Genomic DNA, 14,800 nt, shown 5'->3' with positions numbered 1-14,800 from the left:
CTGGGACCATCGGCGCGGACGCCGGGCTCACGGCGGGGCAGCAGACGACGGGGCCACACGGCGTCGGTCCTGGCCGAGGTCACCCGGGTGACCTCTCCGCCCGGCACCGCCTCTCCTGTACGACCCGGGCCGGCGTGGTGTTACATGAACCCCAGGGGACGTGTTCGCGGGCCCGGCGCCGTCGCCGGGCCGCACAGTCCCGCGAGGAGGTCGCCGTGAAGAAGCTGCTGAACGATCCCGCGGACGCCGTCGCCGACTCCCTGGCCGGCTTCGCGCTCGCGCACGCCGAGCTGGTGCAGGTCAGTACGTCGCCCGTCTACGTCAGCCGCGCCGGAGGCGCGGTCACCGGAAAGGTCGGCCTGGTCAGCGGTGGCGGGTCGGGGCACGAGCCCCTGCACGCGGGCTTCGTCGGGGACGGCATGCTCGACGCCGCCGTCCCGGGCGCCGTGTTCACCTCGCCGACGCCGGACCAGATCCAGCCCGCGATCCAGGCGGCGGACGGCGGTGCCGGGGTGCTCACGATCGTCAAGAACTACACGGGCGACGTGCTGAACTTCGAGACCGCGGTCGAGCTCGCCGAGGCCGAAGGCGTCGAGGTCGCCTCCGTGCTCGTGAACGACGACGTCGCCGTCGAGGACTCGCTCTACACCGCCGGCCGGCGCGGGGTGGCGGGAACGGTGGCCGTCGAGAAGATCGCGGGTGCCGCCGCGGCCCGCGGCGTCGACCTCGCCGGCGTGAAGGCCGTCGCCGAGCGTGTGATCGCGAACGTCCGGACCATGGGCGTCGCCCTGGCCGCGCCCACCGTGCCGCACGTGGGTCGGCCCAGCTTCGACCTGGGCGACGACGAGATCGAGGTGGGCATCGGCATCCACGGCGAGCCCGGCCGCCACCGTGTGCCCGCGGTCGGCGCCGACCAGGTCACGGAGATGCTCCTGACCCCCGTGGCCGACGACCTGGCCCTGGACGGCGGCGACCGAGTGTTGCTGTTCGTCAACGGTATGGGCGGCACCCCGCTCTCCGAGCTCTACGTGGTCTATGGTCGAGCGCGGCGCCTTCTCGAGGAGCGCGGCGTCACGGTCTCCCGGTCGCTGGTGGGCAACTACGTGACGTCCCTCGAGATGCAGGGGGCATCGGTCACCGTCCTCCGGCTGGACGACGAGCTGGAGGCCCTCTGGGACGCGCCGGTGAACACTGCAGCACTCCGGTGGTGAGACAAGAAGGGTTCCGAGACATGGCGCTGGACGCGGACTGGGCGGAGCGATGGGTGCGCCGCACGGCGGACGCGATCGCGGACGCGAAGGACGAGCTCACGGAGCTCGACCGGCAGATCGGCGACGGCGACCACGGCGAGAACATGCATCGCGGCTTCCACGCGGTGGTGGCGCGGCTCGACGACCCGGCGGCCCAGCCCGGCACCGCGGACGAGCGGACCGTCGGTGACGTGCTCAAGCTCGTGGCGACCACGCTGATGTCCACGGTGGGCGGCGCGTCCGGCCCGCTGTACGGCACGGCGTACCTGCGCGCGGCGAAGGTCTCGGGCCGCCCGCAGATCGACCCGCCGGCCGTCGTCGCGGTGCTGGAGGCCGCGCTCGAGGGCGTGTCCTCGCGCGGCAAGGCGACGGTGGGGGAGAAGACGATGGTCGACGCGTGGCAGGCGGCGGTCGACGCGGCCGAGGCCGCGTCGGGCGACGGCGGCTCCGAGGTGGACGTGCTGCGCGCGGCGGCCGAGGCGGCCGACAAGGCGGCGACGGGCACCATCCCGATGGTCGCGACCAAGGGCCGAGCCTCGTACCTCGGTGAGCGCAGCGCCGGTCACGAGGACCCGGGCGCGCGCTCCACCGCACTGGTCCTGGGCGCGGCGCTGGCCGCCGCCCTCGCCGGTCCCGAGTCCGCCGACCCCCGCGGCGCGGCATGACGGCGCGGGTCGCGCTGGTCCTCGTCTCGCACTCCGCCGAGCTGGCCCGCGGGGCGGCGGAGCTCGCCGGGCAGATGGCGCCCGACGTCCTGGTCCGCGGCGTGGGAGGCGGGCCCGACGGCGGGCTGGGCACCTCGCTCGACGCGATCCAGCAGACCCTGGAAGAGGTCCTCGTCGTCCTGGCCGACGCCGGTGCGGGCGCCGGTGCCGCCGGAGGCGGCGTCGTCGTGCTCGGGGACCTCGGGTCCTCGGTGCTGACGGTCGAGGCGGCCCTGGAGCTGGACGACACGCTGGCCGAGCACGCGGTGCTGGCGCGCGCGCCGTTCGTCGAGGGCGCGGTGGCCGCGGCCGTGACGGCGCACGGCGGGGCGGACCGGGACGCCGTGCTGGCGTCGGCGAACGCGGCGATCGGGATGTTCGCGGCGATCGAGGCCGCGCAGTCGCCCGGGGCGGCCGAGCCGCCGTCGGCCGGGGAGCCCGAGGGCGCGCGCACCGTGACCGTCCGCAACCCGCTGGGCCTGCACGCCCGCCCGGCGGCGCTGGTGTCGCGCAAGGTTGCCGAGCTGGGTGCGAGCGTGACCATCGACGGCGTGGACGCCTCCAGCGTGCTCCAGCTCATGGCGCTGGGCGCCACGCGGGGGCGTGAGCTGCGCGTGGAGGCCACCGGCGACGGCGCCACGGAGGCCGTGGCGACCGTCGTGGAGATGATCGAGTCCGGGTTCGGCGAGGTGTGAGCGCGGTCTCATCTTTTTGCAGTTGATGAATTTTTGCGCGGGGTGCAAGAATTGACGCATGGCCCCCACCTCGTCGCGCGAGACCGTCGCGCCCGCTGAGTCCGGATCCAGCCCGGACCTGCGCGAGTTCGTGTCCGCGCTGGAGGGCTCGCCCGCCGAGCAGGGCCTGCGCGAGCGCAAGAAGCGCGCGCGGCGCGCGGCCCTGATCGACGCGGCCCAGAACCTCGTCGCCGAGCACGGCCTCGACGCCGTGACGGTCGAGATGATCAGCGCGGAGGCGGGCGTCTCGCCCCGCACGTTCTTCAACTACTTCGAGTCCAAGGACGACGCGGTGCTCGGCGCGGAGGACACCGGCCTGCCGGAGGACGTCATCCGCACCTTCGTCGAGGGCGGCCCGACGGGCCGCCTGCTGTCCGACCTCCAGGTCGTGGTCGCAGCCCTGCTCGCGCCGGCCGGCGAGGCCCACGACCGGGTCATGCGGGCCATGGACCTCATGCAGCAGGAGCCGGCCCTGCTGCGCCGCCACGTGGTCTGGATGGACCGGCACAAGAGCCGGCTCGGCGAGCTCTTCGAGGCCCGCCGCGCGACCGCCCCGTTCACCACGGACGCCGAGCTGCTCACGATGCTCGTCCTGCTCATGCTGCGCACCGCGCTCGTCGCCTGGGAGCACGCCGGCTACACCGGCAACCCGGCCGACCACCTGCCCGCTGCCGTCGCGCAGCTCGTCGACCTCGTCTCGGCCGACCTCGTCTCCTGAACCCCCTCCTCGCTCGACCTGACCCCCAGAAAGGCACCTCCATGAGCCACGCCGTGACCACGGCGCCCGACAAGCCGCTGGTAGTACTCAACCAGCGCACGATCTGGCTGATCTTCGGGGCCCTGATGGCCTCCATGTTCCTGTCCTCGCTGGACCAGACCATCGTCGGCACCGCCATGCCCACCATCGTGGGCGAGCTGAACGGCGTGGAGCACCAGGGCTGGGTCATCACCGCCTACATCCTTGCGATCGCCATCGCGATGCCGCTCTACGGCAAGTTCGGCGACCTCTACGGCCGGCGCTGGCCGTTCCTCGTGGCGGTCGGCCTGTTCGTCGTCGCGTCGCTCGGCGGCGGCATGGCGCAGTCGTTCGAGGCCCTCGTGGCCTGGCGCGCCGTGCAGGGCCTGGGCGGCGGTGGCCTGATGATCCTGTCGCAGGCGATCATCGCCGACATCATCCCGGCGTCCGACCGCGGCAAGTACATGGGCCCGATGGGCGCCCTGTTCGGCATCTCCGCCGTCGCCGGCCCGCTGCTCGGCGGCTGGCTCACCGACGGTCCCGGCTGGCGCTGGACCTTCTGGATCAACGTGCCGATCGGCATCGCCGCGTGGTTCATCGCCTACTTCGCGCTCAAGCTGCCCTCGCACCGCTCGAGCCGGCCCACCGACTGGGGCGGCATCCTCACCATGGCGCTCGGCACCACCGGCATCGTGCTCCTGACGAGCTGGGAGTCGCTCGGCAACGACGGCTACGACTGGTCCGACCCGACGCTGCTCGGCCTGCTGCTCGCCACCGTGGTGCTCGTGGGTCTCTTCATCTTCATCGAGAACCGCGTGGCGGAGCCGCTCATCCCGCTGCGGCTGTTCAAGAACCGCACGTTCACCATCACCACGCTCATCGGCCTGGTGCTCGGCATGGGCATGTTCTCCGCCATGGCGATGCTCCCGACGTTCCTGCAGATGTCCGCCGGGGCGGGCGTCACGGAGTCCGGCCTGCTGATGCTCCCGATGATGGCCGGCGTGATGCTGACGTCGATCGTCTCCGGCTTCGCGATCTCGAGGACGGGCCGCTACAAGATGTTCCCGGTGGCGGGCCTCGCGATCACGATCCTCGGCATGATCTGGCTGACCCGGCTCGAGGGTGGTATGTCGCTGTGGCTGTTCGGCGCCATGATCTTCGTGCTCGGCGCCGGCATGGGCCTGATCATGCAGACCATCGTGCTCGCGGTGCAGAACTCGGTGGACCCGCACGAGCTGGGCACCGCGACGTCGTCGAACAACTTCTTCCGGGAGATCGGCGCCGCGGTGGGTACCGCGGCGTTCACGACGGTGTTCACCTCGCGCCTGACGGACAACCTGGGGGAGCTCTTCGCGGGGCTCCCGGAGGGCGCCGCCCCCGCGGGCGGTGGTTCCGGCCTGACGCCGCAGATCGTCCAGCAGCTCCCCGAGCCGCTGCGCAGCGGCGTGGTCGACGCCTTCGCGGACTCGCTCGCCCCGGCGTTCTGGTACCTCGTGCCGCTGGTCGTCGTCGGCCTCGTGCTCGCGCTGTTCCTCAAGGAGGTCAAGCTGTCCGACCAGGCCGGCATGGTCGCCCGCGGTGAGGCCGTCATGGAGGGCGCGACGGAGCCTGCCGCCGCGGGAGCCGGGGTCGCCGTCCTGGACGGCGACGCCGCGCACGACGCCGGCCGGGACGCGGGCCGGGACGGAGACCGCACGGGGACGGATATCCTGAACCGGTGAGCAAGGACCGACCCGCCCCCGGCGACCGCATCAAGCCCAAGAAGTCCGCGCTGGTGCAGTTCACGTCCACCACGCTGCTGCTCGAGGTGTTCCTCGTGCTGTTCGCGACCCTGGTGGTGTGGGCCCTGCGCGACTCGGAGTTCGGGCGCGGGCCGCTGCGCATCGAGTCGGGGGCCGCGATCTGGGCGCTGGGCGGGGTGCTGTGCGTGGTGCTCGTGATCCTGTCGCGGGCCCAGGGCACGACGACGGGCCGGGCGGCGGGCACCCTTGCCCAGCTGCCGGTGCTCGCCATGGGGCTGCTGCTGCCGATGATGTACTTCGTCGGCGGGATCTTCGTGGTGCTGTGGTTCTACGCGCTGCGGCTCGGCGCGCGCGTGGACCGGGAGCGGGCGGAGTACGACGCCGCGCACCCCGAGACGGCCCCGAACACGCCCTGACGGCAGGTGTCAGACGCTCAGGTCACCCCGGTGACCCGAGCGTCTGACACGTTCGGGGAGGGCGCGCGGTCCCGATAAGGTTGGGCCATGACCGACGTCGCAGAGAAGACCCTGCCCACGGAGGCCTCGACGCAGCCCGTGGCCGAGCGCACCCTCGTCCTCGTCAAGCCGGACGGCGTGCGCCGCGGCCTGTCCGGCGAGATCCTGCGCCGCATCGAGGCCAAGGGCTACACGCTGCGCGCCGTGCAGCTGAAGGACGCCACGACCGAGCTGCTGGCCGCACACTACGCCGAGCACGAGGGCAAGCCGTTCTACGCCCCGCTGGTCGAGTTCATGATGTCGGGCCCGGTCCTGGCCGTCGTGGCCGAGGGCCAGGGCGTGATCCCCGGCTTCCGTTCCCTGGCCGGGGCCACCAACCCGACCGACGCCGCCCCCGGCACGATCCGCGGCGACCTGGGCCGCGACTGGGGCACCAAGGTGCAGCAGAACCTCGTGCACGGCTCCGACTCCGCGGAGTCGGCGGCGCGCGAGATCTCCCTCTGGTTCCCCGAGCTGGGCTGACCGGCCCCGCACCGCACGTCCGTCGAAGCGGCACCCTGCCGAAGCATCCGGGTGCCGCTTCGGCGTATCTCGGCGGTACGTCCGACGTTCAGACCGCGTTCACAGTTAGGCTCACCGCGTGCACCTCAAGACGCTCACGCTCCGGGGCTTCAAGTCCTTCGCGTCGGCGACCACCCTCGAGCTCGAGCCGGGCATCACCTGCGTGGTGGGCCCGAACGGCTCCGGCAAGTCCAACGTGGTCGACGCGCTCTCCTGGGTCATGGGCGAGCAAGGTGCCAAGTCGCTGCGCGGCGGCAAGATGGACGACGTCATCTTCGCGGGCACGTCCGGCCGCGCGCCCCTGGGCCGCGCCGAGGTGGCGCTGACGATCGACAACACCGACGGCGCGCTGCCGATCGACTACACCGAGGTCACGATCTCCCGCACGCTGTTCCGCAGCGGCGGTTCCGAGTACGCGATCAACGGCAGCAGCTGCCGCCTGCTGGACATCCAGGAGCTCCTGAGCGACTCCGGCATCGGCCGGGAGATGCACGTCGTCGTGGGCCAGGGCCAGCTCGACGCCGTGCTGCGCGCGACCCCCGAGGAGCGCCGCGGCTTCATCGAGGAGGCCGCGGGCGTCCTCAAGCACCGCAAGCGCAAGGAGAAGGCGCTCCGCAAGCTCGACGCGATGCAGGGCAACCTGGCCCGCCTGGGTGACCTGACGGCCGAGCTGCGGCGCCAGCTCGGGCCGCTCGGCCGGCAGGCCGAGGCGGCCCGCAAGGCACAGACCGTGCAGCGCGACCTGCGCGACGCGAAGTCGCGCCTGCTGGCCGACGACCTGGCCCAGCTCACCGCGCAGCTCGAGCAGGAGAGCGCGGACGAGCGGTCGCTCAAGCAGCGGCAGGCCGAGACCGAGGCGGCGCTGACCGAGGCGCGCGGCCTGCTGGCCCGCCTCGAGGCGGCGACGTCGGCCGAGTCGCAGCAGGTCAGCCAGGCCGGCGACACCGTCTTCGCGCTGTCCCAGACCCGGGAGCGCCTGCGCAGCCTGCAGTCGCTGGCGGGGGAGCGTGCCCGGCTGCTCGGCACGGCCGAGCCCACGCACCAGGGGCAGGACCCCGACGACCTGGAGGCCCAGGCCGCCCGCTCCCGCGCGAGCGAGGAGGAGCTGGCCACCGAGGTCGCCATCGCGCGCGAGACCGTCGAGTCCGCCGTCGACGTCCGGGCGGAGGCCGAGGCGGCCGCCCAGGCCGCCGAGCGTTCGCACGCCGCCCTCCTGCGCGCCGCCGCGGACCGCCGCGAGGGCCTCGCGCGCCTCGCCGGCCAGGTCGCCGCGCGCCGCAGCCGGGTCGAGGCCGCCCAGTCGGAGCTCGACCGGCTGCGCGACGCCCTGCTGGAGGCCGAGCAGCGCGTCGAGGAGTCCTCGCGCGAGCTCTCGGCGCTGGAGACCGAGGTCGGCGGGGTCGAGGGCGGCGAGGAGGGGCTCGACGTCGCGCACGAGGCGGCGTCCGAGGTGCTGGAGCTGGCCAAGGCCGAGGTGCGGCACCTCCAGGAGCAGGTGACGACGGCGCAGCGGGACCGCAGCTCCGCGGCCGCCAGGGTTGAGGCGTTGGAGCTGAGCCTGGACCGCAAGGACGGCGCGGGCACGCTGCTCGCCGCCCACCAGCCCGGCGTCCTGGGCTCGGTGGCGGCGCTGCTGGGCATCGAGGCGGGATTCGAGGACGCGGTCGCCGCCGCGCTCGGTCCGGTGGCCGACGCCGTGGCCGTGGCCGGCGTGGACGAGGCCGTCGACGCGCTGCGCCTGCTGCGGGACGAGGACGCGGGCCGGGCCAGCCTGGTCGTGGGCTCGGACCGGACGGCTCCCGCGGTCGAGCGCCCCGCCGTCGACCTGCCCGCCGGTGCCCGCTGGGCCACCGACGTGGTCCAGGTCGCGGGTCCGGCGGCGGCCGCGCTGCGGACGATCCTGCGCGACGTCGTGGTCGTGGACGACCTCGCCCGCGCCCGCGCGCTGGTCCGGGACCAGCCGGTGGTCGCCGTGACCCGGGCCGGCGACCTGCTGGGCGCGACCCGCGCCTGGGGCGGGTCGGCCGCCGCGCCGAGCGTGCTGCACCTGCAGTCCGCGCTGGACGAGGCCAAGGCGGCCCGGGACGAGGCCGCCGCGCGCGACATCGACGGGTCGGCGCACCTGGAGCGGGCCCGCGCCGAGCGCGCGGCGGCCCAGGAGCGCTACGACGAGACGCTCGCCCGGCTCGGGGAGGCCGACGCCGCCCGCGCGGCCGCCGCCGAGCAGCTCGGGTCGCTCGGTGCCGCCGCGCGTGCCGCCCGGGCCGAGGCCGACCGGCACCGGGCCGCTCTGGACCAGGCGCAGTCCCGCCGCGCCGAGGACGAGATGGAGCTCGAGGCGCTCGTCGAGCGCATGACGATCGCCGAGGAGGAGCCCGCCGACGACGAGGGCTCGGTCGACGAGCTGCAGACGGAGCGCGACGAGGCCGCCGCGGCCGCCTCGGCCGCGCGCGCCCGTGAGACCGAGGCGCGCCTGGCGCTGCGCACCGCGGAGGAGCGCGCCCGCGCCGTGTCCGGCCGTGCCCAGGCGCTGGCGGCGGCGGCCGAGCAGGAGCGCGAGGCCCGCGCCCGCGCCGCCGAGCGCGAGGAGCTGCGGCGCCGGGACGCGTCGCGCGCGGTGCTGGTGCAGCAGGCCGTCGCGGTGGCGCTGGAGTCCATCGCGCGGTCGCTGGACCGGGCCGCCGCCGACAAGGCGGCCGCCGAGGAGGCGCGCGCCGCCGGGTCGGAGCAGCTCGTCGCCGTGCGGGGGAGCGTGGAGTCGCTGACGGCCGAGCTGCGCGAGCTGACCGACGTCGCCCACCGCGACGAGGTCGCCCGGGCACAGCAGCTCCTGCGCCTGGAGCAGCTCCAGACGCGCGCCACCGAGGAGCTGGGCACGGACCCCGACGTGCTCGTCGAGGAGTTCGGCCCGCACCAGCCCGTCCCGGTGTTCGACGGTGACGTGGCGGTGCGCGGGCGCAAGCGCCGCGCCGTGGTCGAGCGGGACGAGGAGGGCAACCCCATCCGCTACGAGGGGGACCCGGCGCTGCCCCGCGGGGCGGCCGCGCGCGAGGACGCCCTCATCGCGCGGACCCGCGCCCTGCACGAGGCCGGGATCCGGCCCGACGACCCCGCGGCCACCGCGGTGATCGTCGCGGCGGCCGGTGCCGAGCCGGAGGAGGCCCCGGTCGAGGGCGAGGTCACGGAGGCCCCCGTCGAGGACGTCCCGGGACCGCCGAAGCCGGACCGGACCGTCCCGTACGTGCGCGAGGAGCAGGAGGCCCGGCTGGCCAAGGCCGAGCGGGCGCTCTCCCGCATCGGCGCGGTGAACCCGCTGGCGCTGGAGGAGTTCGCGGCCCTGGAGGAGCGGCACCAGTTCCTCGTGGACCAGCTCGCGGACCTGAAGAAGTCGCGCGAGGACCTCCTGCAGATCGTCGACGACATCGACGAGCGCGTGCAGCAGGTCTTCGCCGAGGCCTTCCAGGACACCGCGGCGAAGTTCCTCGAGATCTTCCCCCGCCTGTTCCCCGGCGGTGAGGGCAAGCTGACGCTCACCGAGCCGGACAACCTGCTGACCACCGGCATCGAGGTCGAGGCGCGCCCGGCGGGCAAGAAGGTCAAGCGGCTGTCGCTGCTCTCCGGCGGCGAGCGGTCGCTGGCGGCCGTCGCGTTCCTCGTCTCGATCTTCAAGGCGCGGCCCAGCCCGTTCTACATCATGGACGAGGTCGAGGCCGCGCTCGACGACGTGAACCTCGGCCGCCTCATCGAGATCTTCAAGGAGCTGCAGAAGGACAGCCAGCTCATCGTGATCACGCACCAGAAGCGCACGATGGAGGTGGCCGACGCCCTCTACGGCGTGACCATGCGGGGCGACGGCGTCACGACGCTGATCAGCCAGCGCATGGGCGACCGCGAGTCGGTCACCGCCTAGTGCTGCCGCTTGGCGGCATCCCGGCGTAGAGGGTGATTTTTCGCACCTCGACGCCGGGAACCTCCAGGTGTGAGGGATTTCTCCTGGCGGAACGGCGCGTGTCACACGGCGTGTCGCGGCCGTCCGCGCGGCGGGACCGGACAAGACACGACACAATAGGCCCATGTGGTGGTCGGTCATTCTGCTCGTGGTGTGCTTGGTGTTGGCCGTTGGTGTCTTCGTCGTCGCCAGTCAGATGGACGCGCCCTCGAGCAGCAACACCGAGGAGTTCTCGTTCCTTCAATGGTTCCGTTCGGGCCTCGCTCGCCTGCGCGGTGACGCCCAGCGGCGCAAGGACGGTCGCCGTCATGGCGCGTCCGCCGTCGCGACCCATGCCGTGGGCGCGCCGTCCGTGTGGGTCGGCAAGCCGCGCGTGGTCAAGCCGGACACCTCGCCCGTGGACATGGGAATGTCCGAGTTCTTCGCCGCGACGATCGAGTCCAAGCCGGGCTACGTCGACGCCGAGGAGCTGACCGACGTCCTGAACCGCGCGCGGGACCAGGCGCAGAAGACGCTGCACGTGCCGCTGGGCACCGTGCCGCTCAAGCCGGCCAACCTCGTGCCCGGCCAGCTGCGGGCGGTGCGGCCGGTCCGCTCCGCGCAGAAGGTCGCGCAGGAGCCGCCGGCTGCCGACCCGGGCCCGGCCCAGGCCGCGAGCTAGGCGCGTCCGGGGGCCTCGGTCCCTCAGTCCTGCACGGTGCGGTGCGGCACGATCACGGGCGTCCCGGTGCGCGGGTCGGTGAGGATCGTCGCCTCGACGGAGAACACCTCGCGCAGCAGCTCCGGGGTCACCACCTCGCCGGGCGGGCCCTCGGCGACGATCTCGCCGTCACGCATGGCCACGATGTGGTGCGCGTAGCGGCAGGCGAGGTTGAGGTCGTGCAGCACCATGACGACCGTCCTGCGGTGGTCCCGGTTGAGCGCGGCGACCAGCTCCAGGACGTCGAGCTGGTGGGCCATGTCGAGGTACGTGGTCGGCTCGTCCAGCAGGAGCAGGTCGGTCTCCTGAGCCACGGCCATCGCGATCCAGGCCCGCTGGCGCTGCCCGCCGGACAACTCGTCGACGTCGCGCGCGGCGAGCTCGGCGGTGCCCGTGGCGCGCAGCGCGCCCTCGACGGCCTCGGTGTCGCCCTCGCCCCACTGGTGCCACCAGCTCTGGTGCGGGTGGCGCCCCCGGGAGACGAGATCGCGCACGGTGATCCCCTCGGGCGGCACGGGCGACTGGGGCAGCATGCCCAGGACGCGCGCCACCTCCCGGGTGGGGCGCTCGGAGATGGCCTTGCCGTCCAGCAGCACGGAGCCGCCGGTGGTCGGCACGAGGCGGGCGAGGCCGCGCAGCAGGGTGGACTTGCCACAGGCGTTGGGGCCCACGACGACGGTCACCTGCTGGTCGGGGACGTCGAGCGAGAGCTCCCGCACGACGGTCCGGTCGCCGTAGCCCAGCGTGACGGCATCCGCCCGCAGGCGGGCCGCGGACGTGGCGGTGATGGGCATCAGGGGGTCCCTCTCGTCGAGCGGCGGCGCTGCAGCAGGTACAGCAGGTAGGGCGCGCCGACCAGACCGGTCAGGACGCCGACGGGGAGCTGTGCGGGCAGCGCCGTGCGCGCCACGGTGTCCGCGACCAGCACGAGCACGGCGCCGGCCGCCCCCGCCAGGACCGGCGGGATGTCGGGCACGCCAGCCACCCGGCGCGCCACCTGCCCGGCGACCAGGGCCACGAAGGCGACGGGTCCGGCGGCCGACGTGGCGAGCGCCGCGAGGCACACCGCGATCACCAGCAGGGCGGCGCGGGCCCGGCCCGGGCGTACGCCCCAGCCGGCCACGACCTCGTCCTCGAACAGCAGCGCGCGGTTGGTGCGGGCCAGCACGAGCGCCGCGGGCAGCAGCACGGCCAGCCCCACCAGGACGGGCGTCGCCTCGCCCCAGCCGCGCGCGTTGAGGCTGCCGGTGAGCCAGGCCGCGGAGCGCTGCGCGTCGTAGACGTCGATGCGGGTCAGCAGGAACTGCGTCAGGGCGGTCAGCGCGGCGGACAGCGCGATGCCGACCAGCAGGATGCGGCGGCCCCGCAGGGCGCCGTCGCGGGCGAGCAGCGCGATCAGCCCCGCCGCGGCGAGGCCGCCCGCGAGGGCGGCGACGGGGATCGGAACGATGCCCACCGGGCCGCCCAGGGAACCGACGGCGATGACGCCCACCACCGCGACCGAGGCGCCCGCGCTGATGCCGAGCACGTCGGGGCTGGCCAGCGGGTTGCGCAGCACGCTCTGGCTCAGCCCGCCGGCCACGCCGAAGGCTGCGCCGACGGCCAGCGCGAGGACCACGCGGGGGAGCCGGACCTCGTGCACGGCGTAGACCGTGTTCTCCGGTCCGTGCCCGCGCAGCGCCTGCCACAGGGCGGCGGGCGCCGTGGCCTGGTCGCCCAGGCTCAGGGCGAGCACGGACACGAGCAGCAGGACCAGCAGGGCCCCCAGCACGGCGGCGACCACCCGCCCGCGCGGCCGGGGGCGGGGCAGCAGGCGGCGCACAGCGTTGGTGGCTGTGCCGGTGGGCTCTGTGGCGGTCATCGGGCACGCTCCTTCGCGCGTCGCGTCAGCCAGATGAAGAAGGGCGTGCCGAGCAGCGCCGTGACCACGCCCACCTGGACCTCCGCCGGACGCGCCACGAGCCGGCCGACGACGTCGGCCGTGACCAGCAGCAGCGGCCCCAGCACCGCCGAGAGTGCGAGCACCCGGCGCACGTCGGTGCCGACCAGGGCCCTGGCGACGTGCGGGATGACCAGGCCGACGAAGGCGATCGGGCCGGCCAGCGCCACCGCGGTGCCCGACAGCAGCACCACGGCCACCCCCGCCAGCAGCCGGGTCCGCACCACGGGGACGCCGAGCGCCGCCGCCGTGTCGTCGCCGAGGGCGAGCGCGTTGAGCGACCCGGAGACGACCACCGCCAGGACTCCGCCGACCACGGCCGGCACGAGGGCCGGCAGCAGCACGGCGGGGTCGGGCAGGTTCAGCGACCCCACCACCCAGAACCGGTACTGGTCCATCGTCGAGGCGCTGAGCAGCACGGTCGCCGAGACGGCGGCGCCGAGGAAGGCCGTCATGGCCATCCCGGCCAGGGTCATGTTCACGGGGGTGAGCCCTTCGGGCGACCGGCTCGCGAACAGGTACACGGCGGCCGTCGCCAGCGCCGCGCCCGCGAGGGCGAGCAGCACGCGGGGCGTGCCCGCACCGAGGCCGAGGAACACGCTGCCGGCGACCACCGCGACGGCGCCGCCGGCGGAGATCCCGAGCAGGCCCGGGTCGGCCAGCGGGTTGCGGGTGACCGCCTGCGCGAGCACACCGGCCACGCCGAGGGCGACGCCGACGAGCAGGCCGAGCAGGGTCCGGGGCAGCCGCAGCTCCCAGATGACGGTCGCGGCGACGCCGTCGTGGCCCAGGAGCCCCGCGACCGTCTCGGCCGGCGAGAGCACGCGGGCACCCACCGTGATGCCGGCCAGCGCCGCGACGACGAGCAGCACGAGCGCGGTCAGCAGGATCGCGGTGACCGTGGTCCCGCTGCGCGTCGTGGTCCGGGACGTGCTCACCGCTGGTCGGCGGCGATGGTCTCCAGGTCGTCGAGCACCAGCCCGGCCCCCGTCACGCCCAGACCCAGGTACCACGTCTCGTCCGGCACCTCGCGGACGACGCCGCCGTCCGCGACCGCGGGCACCTGGTCCCACAGGGGGCCGTCGACGACCGCCGCCTGCTCGGTGGCGTCGGGCTTGCCGTAGGTGCCCCAGAGCAGCCAGTCGCCCTCGGCGAGGGTGATCTCCTCCGCGGAGATCTCGACGGCGAGGTCGGCGATGTCCTCGGTCTCGGGCCGGGGCAGGCCGGCGTCGGCGAGGATGATGCCGACGAACGAGTCGTTGGCGTACAGGCGGATCTGCCCGGCCATGAACCGCAGCATGGAGACGGTCGGGGCTTCGCCGCCGTTCGCCTCCACGACCTCGGCGCCCACCTCGTCGGCACGCTGCTCGTAGGCGTCCAGCAGCTCCTGGGCGCGCTCCTCCTCGCCCACCGCCGCGGCGTTGAGCAGGAAGTTCTCCTTCCACAGCACGCCGGGGCGCGGCGACAGCACGGTCGGCGCGATGTCCTGGAGCTTGCTCTTGAGGCCGTCGTCGTCGATCCGCAGCGACGTGCCGAGGATCAGGTCGGGCTCGAGGTTCTTGATCTGCTCCAGGTCCAGGGCGTCGTAGGCGCCGAGGTCCACGGCGTCGCCGACGTCCAGGTAGCCGGGTGCCATCGCCGCGTCCGCGGGGTGGGCGATGCCGACCGGCTCGATGCCGAGGGAGATCATGTTGTCGAGCTCACCGGTGTCGAGCACGATCACGCGCTCGGGCTTCGCCGGGATCTCGGTCTCGCCCACCTCCTCGTTGGCCACGAGGTTGCGCACGGTGCGCGGGAACTCGCCGGGGGCGGCGTCGGTGCCGAGCTGGGCCGCGAGCTCCCGGACGTCGTCGAACCCCTCCTGGCCGGTGGCGACGTTGGACTTGTTGTCGCCGGTGCCGGACTCGGCGGTCGCACCGCAGCCGGTGAGCAGGGTGGCGCCCAGGACGACGGCGGCGACGGACGCGAAAACTGCGCGGGGCATGGTTGTTCCTCAGGGTTCTCGGACGAAGGATGCTGCACGGCCGCGG

13 protein-coding genes are annotated in these 14,800 nt (G+C 74.2%); 9 read left to right on the top strand and 4 right to left on the bottom strand.

The window, feature by feature from the left end:
* The first annotated feature begins 215 nt into the window (after positions 1-215).
* The 9 genes from dhaK (at position 216) to AB0I29_RS18870 (ending at position 10,792) form a co-directional block, all read left to right on the top strand.
* Positions 216-1,211: a dihydroxyacetone kinase subunit DhaK gene (gene dhaK / locus AB0I29_RS18910; RefSeq protein WP_285105159.1), complete on the top strand. Its 996-nt coding sequence runs from the start codon at positions 216-218 to the stop codon at positions 1,209-1,211.
* A 20-nt stretch (positions 1,212-1,231) separates the two neighbouring features.
* Positions 1,232-1,915, top strand: a complete 684-nt coding sequence (gene dhaL / locus AB0I29_RS18905; protein ID WP_357484287.1) for a dihydroxyacetone kinase subunit DhaL — start codon at positions 1,232-1,234, stop codon at positions 1,913-1,915.
* Complete coding sequence (locus tag AB0I29_RS18900) at positions 1,912-2,649, top strand: HPr family phosphocarrier protein (protein WP_357484284.1); 738 nt, start codon at positions 1,912-1,914, stop codon at positions 2,647-2,649. Before dhaL ends, AB0I29_RS18900 begins: the two co-directional genes overlap by 4 nt.
* A 58-nt stretch (positions 2,650-2,707) precedes the next feature.
* Positions 2,708-3,406: a TetR/AcrR family transcriptional regulator gene (locus AB0I29_RS18895; protein WP_357484281.1), complete on the top strand. Its 699-nt coding sequence runs from the start codon at positions 2,708-2,710 to the stop codon at positions 3,404-3,406.
* A gap of 41 nt (positions 3,407-3,447) precedes the next feature.
* The gene (locus tag AB0I29_RS18890; protein ID WP_357484278.1) at positions 3,448-5,145 is read left to right on the top strand and encodes an MDR family MFS transporter; all 1,698 of its coding nucleotides are present in this window, start codon (positions 3,448-3,450) and stop codon (positions 5,143-5,145) included.
* Complete coding sequence (locus AB0I29_RS18885) at positions 5,142-5,582, top strand: DUF4233 domain-containing protein (RefSeq protein ID WP_285105151.1); 441 nt, start codon at positions 5,142-5,144, stop codon at positions 5,580-5,582. Before AB0I29_RS18890 ends, AB0I29_RS18885 begins: the two co-directional genes overlap by 4 nt.
* An 87-nt stretch (positions 5,583-5,669) precedes the next feature.
* Positions 5,670-6,143, top strand: coding sequence for a nucleoside-diphosphate kinase (ndk, locus tag AB0I29_RS18880; protein WP_285105149.1), 474 nt, complete (start codon positions 5,670-5,672; stop codon positions 6,141-6,143).
* 118 nt (positions 6,144-6,261) lie between these two features.
* Positions 6,262-10,092 carry a chromosome segregation protein SMC gene (gene smc / locus AB0I29_RS18875; RefSeq protein WP_357484273.1) on the top strand — a complete coding sequence of 1,277 codons (3,831 nt, stop codon included), beginning with the start codon at positions 6,262-6,264 and terminating at the stop codon, positions 10,090-10,092.
* A 235-nt stretch (positions 10,093-10,327) separates the two neighbouring features.
* The gene (locus AB0I29_RS18870; RefSeq protein WP_357484270.1) at positions 10,328-10,792 is read left to right on the top strand and encodes a hypothetical protein; all 465 of its coding nucleotides are present in this window, start codon (positions 10,328-10,330) and stop codon (positions 10,790-10,792) included.
* 23 nt (positions 10,793-10,815) lie between these two features.
* On the opposite strand, the gene AB0I29_RS18865 is transcribed toward AB0I29_RS18870, so the two are convergent.
* From AB0I29_RS18865 to AB0I29_RS18850, 4 genes are read right to left on the bottom strand one after another with little or no spacing between them, the layout of a single operon-like run.
* Complete coding sequence (locus AB0I29_RS18865; RefSeq protein ID WP_285105145.1) at positions 10,816-11,625, bottom strand: ABC transporter ATP-binding protein; 810 nt, start codon at positions 11,623-11,625, stop codon at positions 10,816-10,818.
* Positions 11,625-12,692 (bottom strand): iron ABC transporter permease, encoded by a 1,068-nt coding sequence (locus AB0I29_RS18860; RefSeq protein WP_357484266.1) that lies wholly within the window; start codon positions 12,690-12,692, stop codon positions 11,625-11,627. Before AB0I29_RS18860 ends, AB0I29_RS18865 begins: the two co-directional genes overlap by 1 nt.
* Positions 12,689-13,708, bottom strand: coding sequence for an iron ABC transporter permease (locus AB0I29_RS18855; protein ID WP_357484263.1), 1,020 nt, complete (start codon positions 13,706-13,708; stop codon positions 12,689-12,691). Before AB0I29_RS18855 ends, AB0I29_RS18860 begins: the two co-directional genes overlap by 4 nt.
* Entirely contained in the window at positions 13,705-14,754 is a 1,050-nt protein-coding gene (locus AB0I29_RS18850; protein ID WP_357484260.1) for an iron-siderophore ABC transporter substrate-binding protein, read from the bottom strand. The genes AB0I29_RS18855 and AB0I29_RS18850 overlap by 4 nt, the downstream gene beginning before the upstream one ends.
* Positions 14,755-14,800 lie beyond the last annotated feature (46 nt).

Source organism: Promicromonospora sp. NPDC050262 (genome assembly GCF_040655935.1).
Classification (GTDB): Bacteria; Actinomycetota; Actinomycetes; order Actinomycetales; family Cellulomonadaceae; genus Promicromonospora.
The sequence above is the reverse complement of the archived record's forward strand: the minus strand, read 5'-3'. Positions and strand labels throughout refer to the sequence as shown.